The 16,276-nt window shown below is 64.5% G+C and carries 17 protein-coding genes; 10 read left to right on the top strand and 7 right to left on the bottom strand.

Features of this window, described 5'->3' with window-relative positions:
• Positions 1–17 precede the first annotated feature (17 nt).
• Positions 18–1,985, bottom strand: coding sequence for a methylmalonyl-CoA mutase family protein (locus tag ACFQ2S_RS00745; RefSeq protein ID WP_386071893.1), 1,968 nt, complete (start codon positions 1,983–1,985; stop codon positions 18–20).
• 295 nt (positions 1,986–2,280) lie between these two features.
• Between ACFQ2S_RS00745 and ccrA the strand changes: the two genes are divergently transcribed.
• The 5 genes from ccrA to ACFQ2S_RS00720 all read left to right on the top strand — a co-directional run bounded on the left by ccrA (position 2,281) and on the right by ACFQ2S_RS00720 (position 7,960).
• Positions 2,281–3,564 (top strand): crotonyl-CoA carboxylase/reductase, encoded by a 1,284-nt coding sequence (gene ccrA, locus ACFQ2S_RS00740; RefSeq protein ID WP_386071892.1) that lies wholly within the window; start codon positions 2,281–2,283, stop codon positions 3,562–3,564.
• Between the two features lie 588 nt (positions 3,565–4,152).
• The gene (locus ACFQ2S_RS00735) at positions 4,153–4,866 is read left to right on the top strand and encodes a helix-turn-helix transcriptional regulator (protein ID WP_386071890.1); all 714 of its coding nucleotides are present in this window, start codon (positions 4,153–4,155) and stop codon (positions 4,864–4,866) included.
• A 117-nt stretch (positions 4,867–4,983) separates the two neighbouring features.
• Positions 4,984–5,628: an acyl-homoserine-lactone synthase gene (locus ACFQ2S_RS00730; protein WP_386071888.1), complete on the top strand. Its 645-nt coding sequence runs from the start codon at positions 4,984–4,986 to the stop codon at positions 5,626–5,628.
• A 74-nt stretch (positions 5,629–5,702) separates the two neighbouring features.
• Positions 5,703–7,232 carry an ATP-dependent DNA helicase gene (locus ACFQ2S_RS00725; protein ID WP_386071886.1) on the top strand — a complete coding sequence of 510 codons (1,530 nt, stop codon included), beginning with the start codon at positions 5,703–5,705 and terminating at the stop codon, positions 7,230–7,232.
• Positions 7,229–7,960: an SDR family oxidoreductase gene (locus tag ACFQ2S_RS00720; RefSeq protein ID WP_386071885.1), complete on the top strand. Its 732-nt coding sequence runs from the start codon at positions 7,229–7,231 to the stop codon at positions 7,958–7,960. Before ACFQ2S_RS00725 ends, ACFQ2S_RS00720 begins: the two co-directional genes overlap by 4 nt.
• A 7-nt stretch (positions 7,961–7,967) precedes the next feature.
• On the opposite strand, the gene ACFQ2S_RS00715 is transcribed toward ACFQ2S_RS00720, so the two are convergent.
• From ACFQ2S_RS00715 to lgt, 5 genes are all read right to left on the bottom strand, one after another.
• Positions 7,968–8,744, bottom strand: coding sequence for a Hint domain-containing protein (locus ACFQ2S_RS00715; RefSeq protein WP_386071883.1), 777 nt, complete (start codon positions 8,742–8,744; stop codon positions 7,968–7,970).
• Positions 8,745–9,027: 283 nt separating this feature from the next.
• Positions 9,028–9,177 carry a hypothetical protein gene (locus tag ACFQ2S_RS00710; RefSeq protein ID WP_386071881.1) on the bottom strand — a complete coding sequence of 50 codons (150 nt, stop codon included), beginning with the start codon at positions 9,175–9,177 and terminating at the stop codon, positions 9,028–9,030.
• 145 nt (positions 9,178–9,322) lie between these two features.
• Positions 9,323–10,075, bottom strand: a complete 753-nt coding sequence (gene pgeF / locus ACFQ2S_RS00705; RefSeq protein WP_386071879.1) for a peptidoglycan editing factor PgeF — start codon at positions 10,073–10,075, stop codon at positions 9,323–9,325.
• The gene (locus ACFQ2S_RS00700) at positions 10,072–11,145 is read right to left on the bottom strand and encodes a class I SAM-dependent methyltransferase (RefSeq protein WP_386071877.1); all 1,074 of its coding nucleotides are present in this window, start codon (positions 11,143–11,145) and stop codon (positions 10,072–10,074) included. Before ACFQ2S_RS00700 ends, pgeF begins: the two co-directional genes overlap by 4 nt.
• The gene (lgt, locus tag ACFQ2S_RS00695) at positions 11,142–12,068 is read right to left on the bottom strand and encodes a prolipoprotein diacylglyceryl transferase (RefSeq protein WP_386071875.1); all 927 of its coding nucleotides are present in this window, start codon (positions 12,066–12,068) and stop codon (positions 11,142–11,144) included. Before lgt ends, ACFQ2S_RS00700 begins: the two co-directional genes overlap by 4 nt.
• 97 nt (positions 12,069–12,165) lie before the next feature.
• Between lgt and ACFQ2S_RS00690 the strand changes: the two genes are divergently transcribed.
• The 4 genes from ACFQ2S_RS00690 (at position 12,166) to ACFQ2S_RS00675 (ending at position 14,494) form a co-directional block, all read left to right on the top strand.
• Complete coding sequence (locus tag ACFQ2S_RS00690; RefSeq protein WP_089235247.1) at positions 12,166–12,414, top strand: accessory factor UbiK family protein; 249 nt, start codon at positions 12,166–12,168, stop codon at positions 12,412–12,414.
• 322 nt (positions 12,415–12,736) lie between these two features.
• On the top strand, positions 12,737–13,237 hold the full coding sequence (locus ACFQ2S_RS00685; RefSeq protein ID WP_089235246.1) for a type III secretion system chaperone family protein: 501 nt from the start codon (positions 12,737–12,739) through the stop codon (positions 13,235–13,237).
• A 109-nt stretch (positions 13,238–13,346) separates the two neighbouring features.
• Complete coding sequence (gene proC, locus ACFQ2S_RS00680) at positions 13,347–14,159, top strand: pyrroline-5-carboxylate reductase (protein WP_386071873.1); 813 nt, start codon at positions 13,347–13,349, stop codon at positions 14,157–14,159.
• Complete coding sequence (locus ACFQ2S_RS00675; protein WP_386071871.1) at positions 14,156–14,494, top strand: tRNA-binding protein; 339 nt, start codon at positions 14,156–14,158, stop codon at positions 14,492–14,494. The genes proC and ACFQ2S_RS00675 overlap by 4 nt, the downstream gene beginning before the upstream one ends.
• Positions 14,495–14,500: 6 nt before the next feature.
• On the opposite strand, the gene ACFQ2S_RS00670 is transcribed toward ACFQ2S_RS00675, so the two are convergent.
• Positions 14,501–15,343 (bottom strand): urea carboxylase-associated family protein, encoded by an 843-nt coding sequence (locus ACFQ2S_RS00670; RefSeq protein ID WP_386071869.1) that lies wholly within the window; start codon positions 15,341–15,343, stop codon positions 14,501–14,503.
• A gap of 151 nt (positions 15,344–15,494) precedes the next feature.
• On the opposite strand from ACFQ2S_RS00670, the gene ACFQ2S_RS00665 reads away from it, so the two are divergent.
• Entirely contained in the window at positions 15,495–16,271 is a 777-nt protein-coding gene (locus ACFQ2S_RS00665) for an SHOCT domain-containing protein (RefSeq protein WP_089235242.1), read from the top strand.
• Positions 16,272–16,276: the final 5 nt, after the last annotated feature.

The following is a 16,276-nucleotide window of genomic DNA, read 5'->3' as shown; positions in this document are numbered from 1 at the left end:
GTCAACTGTCCAAAAGTCTATTGCGCGGCGATTTCCGGAGGTGCCGCGAGCGTGACGATATCCTTCATGATCACGTTAAGTTCGAAGTCCTTCGGCGTGTAGACCCGCGAAACGCCCATGGCCCTGAGTCTTTTTGCGTCCTCCTCGGGAATGATTCCGCCGACGATCACGGGAATGTGGGTCAGCCCGGCTTCCTGCAATTTCTGCATAAGATCGGACATAAGCGGAACATGGCTGCCTGACAGGATCGACAGCCCGAGGACGTGAGGCGCTTCGCGTTTGGCGGCAGACACGATTTCGTCGGGCGTCAGGCGAATCCCCTCGTAATCGATCTCCATTCCGCAATCGCGGGCCCGGAAAGCGATCTGTTCAGCGCCATTGGAATGACCGTCGAGCCCCGGTTTTCCCATCAGGAACTTGAGCCGGCGACCGAGACGGTCGGAGGCGGCATCGACTGCCGCGCGGATCTCCTCGAGGCCTTCCGTCTTGTTTGAGACCGAGCGGGACACCCCGGTCGGGCCGCGGTACTGGCCAAAGACCTCGCGCATGACACCGGCCCATTCGCCGGTGGTGACGCCCGCCTTTGCTGCAGCGATAGACGGGCCCATGACGTTGTCGCCATTCCGGGCGGCGGCAGACAGATCCTTCAACGCATTGCGAACGGCCTCGGCATCGCGCCCGGCCCGCCAGGCTTCCAGCCGATCGATCTGATCTTGTTCCATGGCCGGGTCGACGACCATGATGCCGCCCTCCTCGTCCACCAGCGGCGACGGTTCGCCTTCGGTCCAGCGGTTGACGCCGACGACGACTGTCTCGCCCTTCTCGATGTGGTTCAGCCGGTCGGCGTTGGAATTCACCAGCTGCGATTTCATGTATTCGATTGCGCCGATCGCGCCGCCCATGCTTTCGAGGTTGGCAAGTTCGGCGCGGGCGCCGTCCTTGAGATGTGCGACCTTCGCCTCGACCGCGGGGTTGTTGTCGAAAAGGTCGTCGTATTCCAGCAGGTCGGTTTCATAGGCCATGATCTGCTGCATTCGGAGCGACCATTGCTGGTCCCAGGGGCGGGGCAGCCCGAGCGCCTCGTTCCAGGCGGGAAGCTGCACGGCGCGGGCGCGCGCCTTTTTTGACAAAGTCACCGCAAGCATCTCGATCAGGATGCGATAGACATTGTTCTCAGGCTGCTGTTCGGTCAGGCCCAGGGAGTTGACCTGAACGCCATAGCGGAAGCGGCGGTATTTCGGGTCCTCGACGTCGTAGCGGTCGCGGCAGATCTCGTCCCACAGGTCGACGAAGGCGCGCATCTTGCACATCTCGGTGACGAAGCGGATGCCGGCGTTGACGAAGAAGGAAATGCGCCCGACCAGTTTCGGGAAGTCGTCCTCCGCCACCTTGTCCTTCAGCCCGTCGAGCACCGCCTGCGCCGTGGCAAGTGCGAAGGCCAGTTCCTGCTCGGGCGTCGCCCCGGCTTCCTGCAGGTGGTAGGAGCAGACGTTCATCGGGTTCCACTTGGGGATCTCCCGATAGCAATATTCCGCGACATCGGTGATCAGTTTCAGCGATGGTTTCGGCGGGCAGATGTAAGTGCCGCGCGACAGGTATTCCTTGATGATGTCGTTTTGCACCGTTCCCTGGAGCTTGGCGATCTCAGCGCCCTGTTCCTCGGCCACGGCGACATAGAGAGCGAGGAGCCAAGGCGCGGTCGCGTTGATCGTCATCGAAGTGTTCATTTGTTCCAGTGGGATCTGGTCGAACAGGGTTCGCATGTCTCCGAGGTGGGAGATCGGCACGCCGACTTTGCCAACCTCGCCGCGCGCGAGCTGGTGGTCGCTGTCGTATCCGGTCTGGGTCGGCAGGTCGAAGGCCACCGAAAGGCCGGTCTGCCCCTTGGCGAGGTTTGTCCGGTAGAGCGCGTTGGAGGCGCTTGCGGTGGAATGCCCGGCGTAGGTGCGGAACAGCCAGGGGCGATCTTTCTTCGTCTCGGACATCGGAGGGCCTCGCGACTCATTGGTGGGCAACAAAATTCCGTTCAGGCGGTGATATGCGAAACAATGTGCCCCTGTCAATTCGCTGCGGCGCGGCGCGCGACGCTTGGGAGCAATGCATGCGCAGCGTGAACGAATCCCGTTGAAAAGCTAATGACCGGACGAAGGTTGCCAATCCATGAGACATAAAATTTCAAAATGAAGCAATATAGGATTGCAATGTTGCTAGCGTGTTCGTATCAACGCTTTCAATCCGCTGCGATTCTGCAATGCGGCAACTCGGATCAAGGAGGCTTGGATGGCCCTGGATGATATGACCCACGCAACCTACGACGCCCCTGAGAAGGAGCTCTACGAGATCGGCGAAATGCCTCCGATGGGCTACGTGCCGCCAAAGATGTACGCTTGGGCGATCCGGCGCGAACGCCATGGTGAACCCGACAAGTCGTTCCAGGTGGAAGTCGTCGACACACCCACGCTCGACAGCCACGAAGTCCTCGTTCTCGTGATGGCGGCCGGGGTCAACTACAATGGCATCTGGGCAGGCCTGGGCGTGCCGATCAGTCCCTTCGACGGGCATGGCGCACCGTATCATATCGCCGGCTCCGATGCCTCGGGTATCGTCTGGGCTGTCGGCGACAAGGTGAGGAACTGGAAGGTTGGGGACGAAGTCGTCATCCACTGCAACCAGGACGACGGCGATGACGAGGAGTGCAATGGCGGCGATCCGATGTATTCGCCCAGCCAGCGGATCTGGGGCTACGAGACGCCGGACGGCTCCTTTGCGCAGTTCACCAACGTGCAGGCGCAGCAATTGCTGCCGCGGCCGCAGCACCTGACCTGGGAGGAGAGCGCCTGCTACACGCTGACGCTGGCCACCGCCTACCGGATGCTGTTCGGCCACCATCCGCACGAACTCAAGCCCGGCCAGAATGTCCTTGTCTGGGGCGCCTCGGGTGGCCTTGGGTCCTTTGCCATACAGCTGATCAATGCAGCAGGCGGCAACGCGATCGGAGTCATTTCCGGAGAGGACAAGCGCGAATTCGTGATGGGGCTCGGCGCCAAGGGCGTGATCAACCGCAAGGAATTCGACTGCTGGGGGCAACTGCCGAAGGTGAACACGCCGGAATACGCTGCCTGGTTCAAGGAGGTCCGGAAGTTCGGCAAGGCGATCTGGGAAATTACCGGCAAGGGCGTCAACGTCGACATGGTGTTCGAACATCCCGGAGAGGCAACCTTCCCCGTCTCGACCTTCGTTTGCAAGAAGGGCGGCATGGTCGTGATCTGTGCCGGCACCACAGGCTTCAACTGTACCTTTGACGTCCGTTACATGTGGATGCATCAGAAGCGCCTGCAGGGCTCGCATTTCGCGCATCTCAAGCAGGCTGCAGCAGCAAACCGCCTGATGGTTGAACGCCGTATCGACCCCTGCATGTCGGAAGTGTTCCCGTGGGACGAGATCCCGCAGGCGCACATCAAGATGTATCGCAACGAGCACAAGCCGGGGAACATGGCCGTTCTGGTGCAAGCCCCCCGAACCGGGCTTCGGACCTTCGAGGACGCTCTGGCTGCGCGCCGCTAGATCCTGAAGAAGATTGCGAGGACTCCCGTCAGCCCGTCTAGGCCGGCGGGAGTTTTGATTTGCTGCGGAAGCGCCGATCATCGTCCCGAAACCGCGACGTCGCACGGTGCGCTGGCGCGTCGAATTGTCCCGGGATCCTTCCGAAAACTGCGCGAAGTCTCCTTCCTGTCGCGAAGCTGACAACTTCTGCGAGCGAACGCATGGCCGGTAACGCCCAGCTGCATGGCCAGTGGCTCCCCAAGGTCACTCATGTTGGTAGAATGTAAGGAAATTAATGAAACAAAGCGTTTAGCGCGCTCGGCCTCGCCAGATATGGGGAGGCCAAAGCCGTGAATTATGCAACAGCTGCACTCGTGCTAGGGTTGTTCGGACATTTTGCTGATGCCCCCGGGAGGGGTTCTGATATGACACATTCCTGGATACTGGATGTACTTGCCGACCTGGGGACCTACGCCCGCGCTCACGACCTGAAGGCGCTGGCCGCGCAACTGGACGAGGCAGAGCGTGTTGCTGAAGCCGAGTTGAGATTTGCATCGTCCGCCTGCAGGCCGGCGACTCGGCAACCGAAGGAGTTGAAGTCGGTCGAAGATGGAGGAGAAGCTCGAAGCTCTGTGTGAATTCCTTCAGGAAGCTGCCGACGTGAGTCACCTTCAGGCTGCGACAGAACAACTGCGCACCCATTATCAGATCGCCCATATCGTCTATCACTGGGTCAACTCGGCCGGTGAGCGGTTTGGCGCGGGAACTTATAGCCAGGTCTGGGTCGATCGCTATGTGGAGAAGGATTATCTCCGCATGGACCCGGTGATTCTAGGCTGCCTTCAGCGCTTCAATCCGGTCGACTGGAAAGAGCTGGACTGGTCGAGCCGCGCTGCGCGATCCTTTCTGCGCGAAGCGATCGACTACGGGTTGGGTAACCAAGGTCTGAGCATTCCCATCCGCGGGCCCGCGGGGCAGTTCGCCCTGTTCACGGCCTCTCATAGCTGCGACGACGACGCCTGGGCGGCGTTCGTCGATCTCAACATGAGAGACCTGATCATCATCGCCCACGAATTCAACAAGAAGGCGCTCGAGTTCGAGCAGGGGGGCGATTCGGCGCCTTCGCCCAGCCTCTCTCCCCGGGAGCTCGCGGCGATGACCTATCTTGCCAAGGGACTGAGTCGTGCTCAGGCAGCGCAGGAGATGGAAATCTCCGAGCACACGCTCCGCGTGTATATCGAGGCTGCACGGCACAAACTTGGGGCACTCAACACCACCCACGCGGTCGCACGGGCCCTCAGCCGGGGCCTGATCGTCGTTTGATCGCCATTATTTTGCCGAATTCCTGAACTCAGGTAGCTACAACCCGGTCCGGTGTAGGGGTCTGTTAACTATCTTTCGACAATCCTTTCCCTATCAGACGGAAAGGAGCCTCTCGTCATGCTGCGTTACATCTACGGAAATGCACTGAATCACTTCCCCACCCTCCGCGACACAATGTTCCAGGACCGCGCCGAGCAATTCAGCCGCCGGCTTGGATTGGAAGTAAACGTTAACGAAGACGGGGAAGAGCGCGATCAATATGACGTTCTCAACCCTCTTTATGTGATATGGGAACTGGAAGACGGTACCCATGGCGGGTCGATGCGTTTTTTGCCGACCGTCGGGCGAACGATGATCAACGAGCACTTCTCGCACCTGATGGACGGCGTGAAGATCGAATCGCCGCTGATCTGGGAATGCACCCGCTTCTGCATCTCGCCCCGTGCGGACCGTCGGGCGGCGGCTGCCCTCGTGCTTGGTGGCGGGGAACTGATGGACAATTTCAAGCTGGAGCATTTCTGTGGCGTCTTCGATCCGCGTATGGAGCGTATCTACCGCCTGTATCACGTCGATCCCGACGTGATTGGCAGCGCGGGCGAGGGTAAGGACCGGATCGGCGTCGGCCTCTGGGAAATGAAGCCCGATGCCTGGGCACCGACGCTTGGACGGCTCCGCATCGACAGGGACACCTCCCTGCGCTGGTTTAACCGGTCCTTCAATCGTCCCGAACCGAAGCCGATCGAACTGGCGGCCATCGCCTGACGTACTCGCCGCAACCGGCGGCCTCGCGTTCGCGATATCTGGAACCTCCATGGCGCGGCCTGTAGGGTCGCGCCATGTCCGTGCCCGATCTCACACTTTCCGACGACCAGGCCGAAGCCTGGGACCGCGTGGCCGAGTTGTTGGCCGCGGCGGGCGTGGACCTCGTGAACGAGAGCCTGAGCCCGCGAACCGAGAGAGAGACGGGCGCGCTTGCGATCGTCGGGAAGGCCGGGTCGGGCAAGACCCTCCTGCTAGCGCGTCTCGCCCAGGAACTCGAGACGGCCGGCGTGGATATCGTCTCCGGCGATTGGGAAGGACGGCGGCGCAAGGACCGGCGCACGCTCGCGATCCTGGCCCCGACCAACAAGGCCGCGAGCGTGCTGCGCAGCCGCGGCGTGCCGGCGACCACGATTCACCGCATCCTCTACACGCCGGTTTACGACCCGGAGTACGAGCGCATCGCCGAATGGCTGGCCGGGCAAGGCGAAAGGCCGGAGGTCGAGGGGCTGACCGATGCCGCGCTCGACCGGGCGTTCGCCTTTTACCAGGCCAACAAGTCGATCCCCGGCGCGATGGCCGCAGCAGGGTTGCGCGGTTCGGATTTCATCACAGGCTGGAAGCGGCGCGAGGAGCCGCTCGACATCGGCTTCATCGATGAAAGCTCCATGCTGGACGCCCGCCAGCTCGACGATCTGCGCGAGATTTTCCCGACGCTGGTCCTGTTCGGCGACCCGGCCCAGCTCGCGCCAGTCAATTCCTCCGGCGCGATGGCCTTCGAGACGCTCCCCGAGGAGCGCAAGCTCGTGCTGCACCGGGTCCACCGGCAGGCAGGCGACAACCCGATTCTCGATCTCGCCCATGCGCTGGCCGACCCGGATCTCGATTTCGAACAGTTCGAACGCATGGTCGAGGATGCCGCGCGGGACGATGACAGGGTTCAGATCGGCCAGCGCGTGGACTCTGATCTTATGGCGCGCTCGCCGGTCCTCGTCTGGCGCAACGCGACCCGGGTGCGCCTGATCCAGGCTTTCCGCTCCGCCCACGGCGCGCCGGAGAACAGCCTGCTGCCGGGCGAGCCGCTGATCTGCGACGGAATCGAGCTGCCGCTCAAGCACCGCAAGCGCCGCCTCGATCTCGAGGCGCGCGGGCTGATCAAGGGTGCGCAGGTCGTCTACCTCGGGCCGGGCCGCAAGCCCGGATTCTCGTTGCTGCATGTGCTCGGGGCCGAGGATCCACGCCTGTCCGCGGCCTCCATCATCAAGATCGAGAAGCCGGACGAGGAGGAGCCTTTCATTCCCTTCGCCGCGAACATGGGGGCGGCGTTTCTCCATGGGGCGGCTGTGACAATCCACAAGGCGCAGGGCTCGCAATGGCCCGCAGTGCAGGTTTTCGCGCCAGATCTCTATAGCGCGGCGCGGGCGGGTCGGGTCGAGGCGGGGCAGCCACTCTGGAAGCGCCTTGCCTACGTGGCGATCACGCGCGCAGAGGAAACGCTGATCTGGGTGACGCGATACCGACTGGGCCGCCCGAAGGAGACGCTCGGGACGAGCGATCTGACGGTGGCGGCCAGGCCACTGGCATTGAAGCAGGAGGAGGCGACATGAGCCGCACCATCATGATCACGGGCGCGTCGAGCGGCATCGGCGCGGCGACTGCGCGCCGGTTTCTCGAAGCGGGCTGGCAGGTCGGGCTCTTCGCCCGTCGCAAGGAGGCGTTGGAGGCCGTCGCCGAAGAGCACGCAAACGCCCACGTCCTGTGTGGCGACATCACCGAGCCGGAGCAGGTGGCGCAAGCCTTCGAAAGGCTCGCCGCCTCCACCGGTCGGATCGACGCGCTGTTCAACAACGCGGGGCTCTTCACGCCCCAGGCGCCGATCGACGAGGTCCCGATCGAGGATTGGCGACGCGCCGTCGAGGTTAACCTGACCGGCATGTTCGTCGCTGCCCGCGCGGCCTTTGGCCAGATGCGCCGGCAGGATCCGCAGGGCGGGCGGATCATCAACAACGGGTCGATTTCGGCCCATGTGCCGCGCGAGGGGGCTGCGCCCTATACGGCCACGAAACATGCGATCACCGGGCTGACCCGGCAGATCTCGCTCGATGGCCGGCCGTTCGATATTGCCTGCGGGCAGATCGACATCGGCAACGCGCTCACCGACATCATGCAGGAAGTGACCGAGCGGGCGCGGCGGCTGGGCGAGGCGCCGCCCGAGACCTTCGAGGTTGAGCATGTTGCCGACGCAGTGCTCCAGATGGCGTCGTTGCCGCTCCATGCGAATGTTCAGTTCATGACGCTGATGGCGACAAAGATGCCCTATATTGGCCGAGGCTGACGGATCGTCACCCGTCGTGCAGGGCTTCGAATTCTTCGCGGCTCAGGCGCGGCACTCCCAGCGAGCCGAATCCCTCCGGCCCTACGGTGTGCGGGAACAGGCTGAGATAGAGTGCCAGCGTGTTGCGGTCCATCCTGGTCTGGAATTGTGGGCCGGGATGGAAGCTCTCCAACTCCAGGCCGTTGGCCTTGACGATCTGCTGTCCGGCCAGCCCGAGGTGGAACACGCGCACGGGGGCGACGGGCGTGACTTCGATCACGCTGAGGCTGTCGACAAAGGCATCGGCCGGCACGAAGGCCTGCGATGTGCCGAGCGCGGAGAGACAGCCCGAGTTGCGGTAGAGCAGGCGCGCCGGGGCGCCGATCACGAGGTCGGGCAGGGGCCGGTCCGGGCCAAAGGCTTCGGTTGCGATCCGGATGAGGCGAGCGGGTTCGCTGCCGCGATCTCCGCTGCTGGACGGGTAGAGCGTCATCGACCCGATCCATTGCAGGGGCATGAGCCCGTTGCTCGCCGTTTCGATCCGGATGCCCGGCTGGAGGTCCTCGACGGCAATCGCCCCGAACTCGGTCGCAATCAGCGCGCCGCGCCCGAAGGCGGAGAAGGCCTCCTCGAATACAGGCAGAGCGGGGGCCACGCGTGTGAAGGAATCAATCAGACCATCGGGGCTGAGAAACGCGATCTCGTAGCGGCGCGTGACCGGCGCAACGCGGCGAGTCTGCCAGTCCGAACGAACGGGCCTGTTCGTGGTTTCGGCCTTCCGGCCGCTCTGATCCGTGGCGGTCATTGCGACGCCATGTTGGTGCCGTTCCAAGCAATCGATCCTTTCGGTCGGTCGCTTCTGCCGGTCCCCACCAGTATGCAGAAGTTCCTGTTTCGAGTTCGACAATGTTCGCCGGTTCAACGGAGTGTCAAAGAGGTTGCCCCGATAGATGAAGCCTCTGGGCCAATCCGGTTTCCGGCCGAGTTATGTTTCGAAGGAGGCGACGACATTGCCACATTTTGGATCCGGTCGAGGCTGTGCACGGCGCTCCCGAATCCGGCCTGTGACAGCGGACCTCGCCGCGATATCAGGCGCTCAATGCCTGCCGCACATCCACACCGCCGTCCCGATGGGCAATCCAGGCGGCACGGCGCGCACCGCGCTCCCAGGGAAACTGGATATCCAGCGTCCGGGCCGAGGCCTTCGCCGAGGCGATCCAGCGAATGTTCGTCTGCATAGGGCTCTCCTTCTTTCCTGCTCCGGTCGACGGCTGCGCTGTGCGTCGCCTCGTCGTTTCCCGTTCGTAACCAGTTTCGCGGGAGACTGGGGCATTGCTGCGGCAAAGGCAGGGAAATCCGCGGGCTTGCGCAGCGAATGCGTTCTCAGAGCCGAATGACCGAGATCAGGCGGCCGTAATCCGCCTCCTTACAGTGCACCGAGCGACGGTAGGAGTAGAACCGCTCCGGGTCCGAATAGGTACAATGCCGTGTCCAGACAGCCTGGCCAATCCCGGCGCGCCGGAGCCTTTGTAGCCCATACCCCGGCAGATCGAACTGGGCCTTCTCGCCGTTTCCAGCAAAGAATCTCTGGTTAGCGGGGTCATCGGCGACGAATTCGTCCATGAAATCCCAGTCGACCTCATAGGCCCGCTGGCTGATCGTCGGCCCAATGACCGCCGCCGTACGTCCCCTCTCGGCGCCGAGCTTTTCCATCGCGTCGATGGTTGCTTCGAGCACGCCGGACAGGGCCCCGCGCCATCCGGCGTGGGCCGCGCCGATCACCCCGGCCTCGTGGTCCGCGAAGAGCACGGGTTGGCAGTCGGCCGTCAGGATAGAGAGCGCCAGCCCCGGCCGGTCAGTCACGAGCGCGTCGGCCCGCACGCGCTCGGTCACCGGTTCGTCCACGGTAACGACATCGGCGGAATGGACCTGGTTCATGGTGACGAGGCTCTCGACCGGCACGCCCATGGCCTGCGCGACCCGCTGCCGGTTGATCGCAACGATATTTGACTGGTCCGAGGAGCCCTGGCCGCAGTTGAGCCCGGAAAACACGCCCGATGACGCGCCGCCTCGGCGGGTGAAGAACCCGTGGCGGAGGGGCGACAGGCTGTCTGACGTGAGAATTTCCAGCGTCATGGGGCAAATCCGGGAGGTGGTGCCGTGTCCGGGCTATGAATGGCGATTGTCTTGAAGAGCGAACCCATTTCCTGCGGATGCGTCAAGCGCCGATGCGCGGCGACATGGCTCGCCATTTGTGCAGGATCGCCGATATGGCGGGCCAGTGCCTGCGCCCGCGCGGTGATTCCAAGGCGCTCGAGAAAGACGCCCTGGGGCACCATCGGCGTCACCGCCGCGCCCGCGGCTGTCGCAGCGCGCGCGACGGCTTCGAAATCAACGTGGGCGGTCAGGTCGGCCGTGCCGGGGGCCTCCAGCGGGTCGACCGGACGGTGGTCTTTCAGCGCCTGAAAGGTGTCCCCCCGGGAGCGCCAATCCCCGTAGTCGATGAAGATCGCTGCGCCGCCGTGGGCCACGATCCGCTCCGCGATTGCGCCGACGATCCCGGACAGGGCGGGGCAGATCTCGACCACGTCGCCCTCGTCAGTATCCGCAAGCCGATGGGCCAGGGCGTCGCCGGGGAGCGGATCGGACAGGCCGAAGGCGAGCGCCCCATCGACGAGGCCCAGCATGCGCTCCCGCCAACCGTGTCCGCTTCGCTGGAATTGCCGGATCGGCAAGGCATCGAGGAACTCGTTCGCGATTAGGAGAAGCGGTCCCTTGGGAAGGCTGTCTATGTCGCAATGCCAGCGCACCTGGTGTTCCGCCAACGCGTGCCGTTGCTCGCGCTGCAGGCGGGGGCTCGCTTCGATCAGGTGAACGCGCGTGCGCTCTGCAAAGCCCGGCACCGATCTGGTGGCGCGCAGCGCGTCGGCCATCAACGTGCCGCGTCCGGGGCCGATCTCGGCCAGCAACGCGCCTTCGGGCCGGCCCTGTTCAAGCCATGCGCCGGCCAATGCGAGGCCAAGCAGTTCGCCGAACATCTGGCTGATTTCCGGCGCGGTTATGAAATCCCCCGCCGCGCCAAAGACGCGCGCGTTCGTGTAGTAGCCCGCGGTCGGATGCAGCAGGCATTCCGCCATGAAGTCGGCAAGGCTGATCGGGCCGGTCTCGGCGATGCGCCGAATCAGGATCCGCTCCAGCTCGGTCATGCCGGAGCGGGGCGCTGTCTCCGGGCGTGGGCCACCAGCGCAAGGCCGAGCAGAACCATTGGCAGCGACAGGAGCTGTCCAATGGTCACCCCAACAGCGCCCTGGCCGATCACGAAGCCGATCGGATTGTCCGGCGTGACGAATTGCGCGTCGGCTTCGCGGAAGTATTCCACGATGAACCGGGCGATGCCGTAACCGGCGAAGAAGGTGCCGGCGATCAGGCCGGGACGCTTGAGCGTGCTGCGGCGCATCGCCATCCAGAGCAGCAAGAGGCCCAGCACCAGCCCCTCCAGCGCCGCTTCGTAGAGTTGGCTGGGGTGCCGCGCGAGCTCGGTGCCGTAGTAGAACCATTCGCCGGGGACCGGGCAGCCCTGAAACTCGGGAGCGCTGCACATGGTGGGGAACTTCATGGCCCAGGGCACGTCGCTCGGGCGGCCCCAGAGCTCGCCGTTGATGAAATTCGCCACCCGCCCGAAGAAGAGCCCCGGTGGGGCGGCAAGGGCGAGCGCGTCGGCGGCGCTGAGCCGGGGGATCGCGTGGCGCCCGGTGAAGAGCCAGACCGCAATCACCACCCCCAGAAGGCCACCATGAAAGGACATGCCCCCCTGCCAGACGGCGAAGATCTCGGCCGGGTGGGCGAGGTAGTAACCGGGCCGGTAGAACAGAACGAATCCGAGGCGGCCGCCGAGAACAACACCGAGGATGACCCAGGTCAGCAGGTCTTCGACCTGCGCTGGCTTCATCGGCGGCGTGTTGTCCGGCCATAGCGCGGGCCGGCGGACCATCGCCACGATCAGCCGCCAGCCCAGCAGCAGCCCCGCAATATAGGCCAGCGCATACCAGCGCAGCGCGAACTCCATGCCGAAGAGGGTGATGGAGAACAGCTCGGGGCTCGGTTCGGGGAAAGGGATCACTGCGTGCATCGTCACCGCTCTTGCCCGTCGTTTCGAGGCGAAGTCAACCTTGAGGCCGGAGGCCATGCGGGCCATATAGGGAACGGATGTAACGGACGGGTGCCCCATGCAAAGCCGCAACAGGTTTTTCGACGACATGTCCCAGCTGATGACCAACGCGATGGGTGTGGCCCAGGGCGCGCGGGAAGAGGCCGAGACCGCTTTCAAATCCATGATCGACCGCTGGATGGCCGATCGAGACTTCGTCACGCGCGAGGAATTCGACGCCGCCCGCGCCATGGCGCAGAAGGCACGCGAGGAGAACGAGGCGCTGAAGGCGCGCATCGAAGCGCTGGAAGCTGCCGTCAAAAAATAGTGACCGGACCGACAGGCGCCCGCCGGTGAGCGGGCAGCCCTGGACGGCAGGAGATTCGTGCTGCGCCCCCGAGGGGGCGCTTTCCGTTGGGGCGGCGCGCAATCCCATTCGCCGGTGTATGCGCCCACCTCCCAATAGTTCCGCACGAGCGCAACATCTTGCGTGAGCCGCTCTTGCTGTCACAAAAATTCCTCTTTACACGGCGGTCTCTTTGCACGCACCATATCTTGTAAGGGCGGCGGGTAGCCCCGCCGGACCTAGAGCAGGCACCAAGCCCTAGTTGCTGCCAAGAAGGCTGGGGCGACAACAAACGAGGCCCGGCATGTCCCTCTCAGAAGAGTTCCTGACTGAAGACCTTCACCCGATCGACATTGTCGAATCCCTCGCCGAAAGCAACGAGTGGGATTTCGACCGCGTCGCGGATGACCAGATCGCCATGGCGGTCGAGGGCCAGTGGCGCACCTACTCGATCACCCTCGCGTGGTCCGCCTTCGACGAGACGCTTCGGCTGATCTGCACCTTCGAGATGGAGCCTCCCGAGGATAAGCTTCCGAAGCTCTACGAGGCGCTGAACCGGGTCAACGACCAATGCTGGGCGGGCGCATTCACTTACTGGCGCGAGCAGCAGCTCATGACCTATCGCTACGGTCTCGTGCTGGCGGGAGGGCAGGTGGCCAACCCCGACCAGATCGACCGTCTGATCGGCACCGCCGTGATGGCCGCCGAGCGCTACTACCCCGCGTTCCAGCTGGTAATCTGGGGCGACCAGGATCCCGAGCAGGCGATGCAGATCGCGATCGCCGAGGCCTTCGGCCGCGCCTGACCCAACCCGCCCCGGCGGACCGGTTCCCTGTCCGGCCGCCGGGAGATGCGGCGTTGCGGCGGCCGTTCGGCCAGCCTAATCTCCGCCGAAAAGGCGACAGGGAGACATCATGGACATCGAAACAGTGCATCGTCGCGGGCTGGTGCTGATCGGCTGCGGCAAGATGGGCTCGGCCATGTTGCAGGGCTGGCTGGCCGATGGCCTGCCGAAAAACGCCGTGAGCGTGCTGGACCCGAAGCCCTCCGACTGGCTGCAGGCACAGGGCGTCCGGCTGAACGCCGGTCTGCCGGAGAAGCCGGCGGTCGTCCTGATCGCGGTGAAGCCGCAAATGATGGACGCGGTCCTGCCGGAGCTGCGAGAGCTGGCCGGTGGAGAGACACTGTTCCTGAGCATCGCCGCTGGAACGCCCATCGCGCGATTCGAGGAGGCGCTCGGTTCGGACGCGACAGTGATCCGTGCAATGCCCAACACGCCGGCTGCTGTGGGGCGGGGAATCACCGCGATCATCGGCAATGACCACGCCTCCGACGCGCAGATGGACCTGGCGAGCCTGTTGCTCGGCGCGGTGGGAGAGGTTGTCCGGCTGGAGAACGAGGGCCAGATGGATGCGGTGACCGGCCTGTCCGGCTCCGGCCCGGCCTATGTCTTCCACATGGTCGAGGCGCTTGCGGTGGCGGGCGAGGCTCAGGGCTTGCCGGCAGACCTGGCGCTCAAGCTGGCGCGGGCGACGGTTTCCGGCGCGGGCGCGCTGCTCGATGCCTCGGAAGAGACCGCCGAGCAGCTCCGGATCAACGTTACCTCGCCCAACGGCACCACGCAGGCAGGGCTCGAGGTCCTGATGAGCGAGGAAGACGGTCTGCCTGTCCTGATGTGCCGCACCGTCGGCGCCGCCGCGGATCGCAGCCGGGAGTTGCGGAAATGAGCAGCATCAGTTTCGATGAATTCCTCAAGGTCGATATCCGGGTCGGCAAGGTCGTCCGGGCCGAGCCCTATCCCGAGGCGCGCAAGCCGGCCTTCAAGCTCTGGATCGATTTCGGCCCGGAGATCGGGGAGAAGCGCTCCTCGGCCCAGATTACCAAACACTACGATGTCGACACGCTGCCGGGACGGCACGTGATGGCGGTGGTGAACTTCCCGCCGCGCCAGATCGGCAATTTCATGTCCGAAGTGCTGGTGCTCGGCGTTCCGGATGCCGACGGCGAGGTCGTGCTGCTGGCGCCGGATCAGGACGTGCCCATCGGCGGCCGGATGCACTGAACACCGTCACCCGCCGATCCCGTGGCTCCCGTCGTAGCTGCTGACCGGCGGCTGGCTCCAGCCGTCCTTTTCCTCGGGGGCGAAGACCTCGACCAAGAGCGGGTAGCAGGCGGCGGTGTCCGAGGAATGTTCGGACGAGCAATCGCCGCCGGGGCAGGCGGAGAGCGCGCCGAGCAGCGGGATCTCGGCCAGGAACTCGATGTAGTCGCCGGGCCGGACGGGGCTGGCCTTCATGAAATACTGGCCGGTGTCGCGCGTGAAGCCGGTGCACATGAAGACGTTGAGCACGTCGTGGATGTGCCGTTCCGCAACCTCCGGCGCGAGGCCGCTCCGGTTGGTCAACGCCCGCGTCAGGTTGGAATGGCAGCAATGGTGGTAGTGGCCGCCGCTCAAAAGGGCGTTCGTGTAGGGATCGCAGCGGGTGCCTATCACGTCATGCACCGAGCCGCCGAAGGAATCGATTCCGTACCACTCCAGCGTATCCTCCAGGATCGTCGCCATCGGCCGCAGGAACGGAAAGGCGGACCATAGCCTGTCGCCGGTGCTGACGTGGGTGCCATGCAGCGCCCGCGTCTTGCCGGAAAAGAATCGCTCGTCGAGGTTGTCCGCGTTCCAGAGGTTCAGATCGCCGACCTGCGGCCCTTCGACCGAGGTGATGCGAAACGCGGCGCCGGCAGGCACGTCGAAGCATCGCGCGTCGCGCGGCGGCACCAGCGTTTCCGAAACCTTTCGCATACCGGCGCGGCGCTTCCGGTACCTCGCGAGGTCCGGGCGGGGAAGCGTGTCGTCGGGGTAGCAGATCACCGGCTGGACGGCGCGTCGGGTTTCGGCGTCGGCGGGTTCTGTCATGGGAGTCCTGTGGCGTTTCGACCGGGCGAGGGTGGCCGGGTTCGCGACGCGGCGCAAGGGCGCGCGCGGGCTGTCGGCGGTGCCTTCGGCTGTCGCATTGATGGGGCCGGTATGTCATACCTTCGGCAAATTTGCCTCAAGGAGTAGAGAGATGTCGGACATTACCGACTACGGATCCAGCGTGATCAACGATATTTCAGGCCGGTTCGGGCTGTCGCGCGACGCGGTCGAACAGATGGCCCGCGCGGTCGCCAACGGTGGCGGCACCATGGCGCAGTTCAACATCCCCGAGCTGGGCGGCAACGGCCAGTGGATGGCCGGCGGCATGACCATGGTCGGGGACATGTTCAACCACGGACTGAAGGCGCAGGTCGACTCGCTCTGCGGGGCGCTCTCGGCGGCCATGGCGAGTGGCGCGTTCTTCATGGCGCCGCAGACGATCGCCGGTTCCGCCTGGTGGCCGGCGGAATTGGGCGCGCCGGCGTCGGTCGGCGGGCAGAACACCGTCCGCTATGCCTATTTTCCGCAGGCCTGCCGGATCGCCTTCGACCCCGGAAATGGCGCGCCGGTGATCCTGCTCGATACCCTGAACCACTCCATCGGGGGCTTCAGCCAGCAGCAATCCGCGCCCGGCGACCCCTTCGTCGGCATCTCGTTTTCGAGCCAGTTCGGGCAGTTCGCGTTGTCGTCACTGCCGCAGGTCGGCCCGAACATGGCTGCACAACCCCAGACGGTCGCCGCGCCCGCCGAGCCAGGCCCGATGCAATCGACGCCCCAGCCGGACCCGGCGCCAGTTCCGGAACAGGGGAGCGCGAGCTCGGCCGATATCATGGGTATGATCGAGAAACTCGGTGCGCTGCATGCCGCCGGCGTCCTGACCGACGCCGAATTCTCCGAGAAGAAGGCGGAGCTGCTCCAGCGTCTCTGAGACGT

It is taken from the genome of Tropicimonas aquimaris (genome assembly GCF_042676185.1).
GTDB classification, from domain to species: Bacteria; Pseudomonadota; Alphaproteobacteria; order Rhodobacterales; family Rhodobacteraceae; genus Tropicimonas; species Tropicimonas aquimaris.
This window is presented reverse-complemented; position numbering and strand designations above follow the sequence as displayed.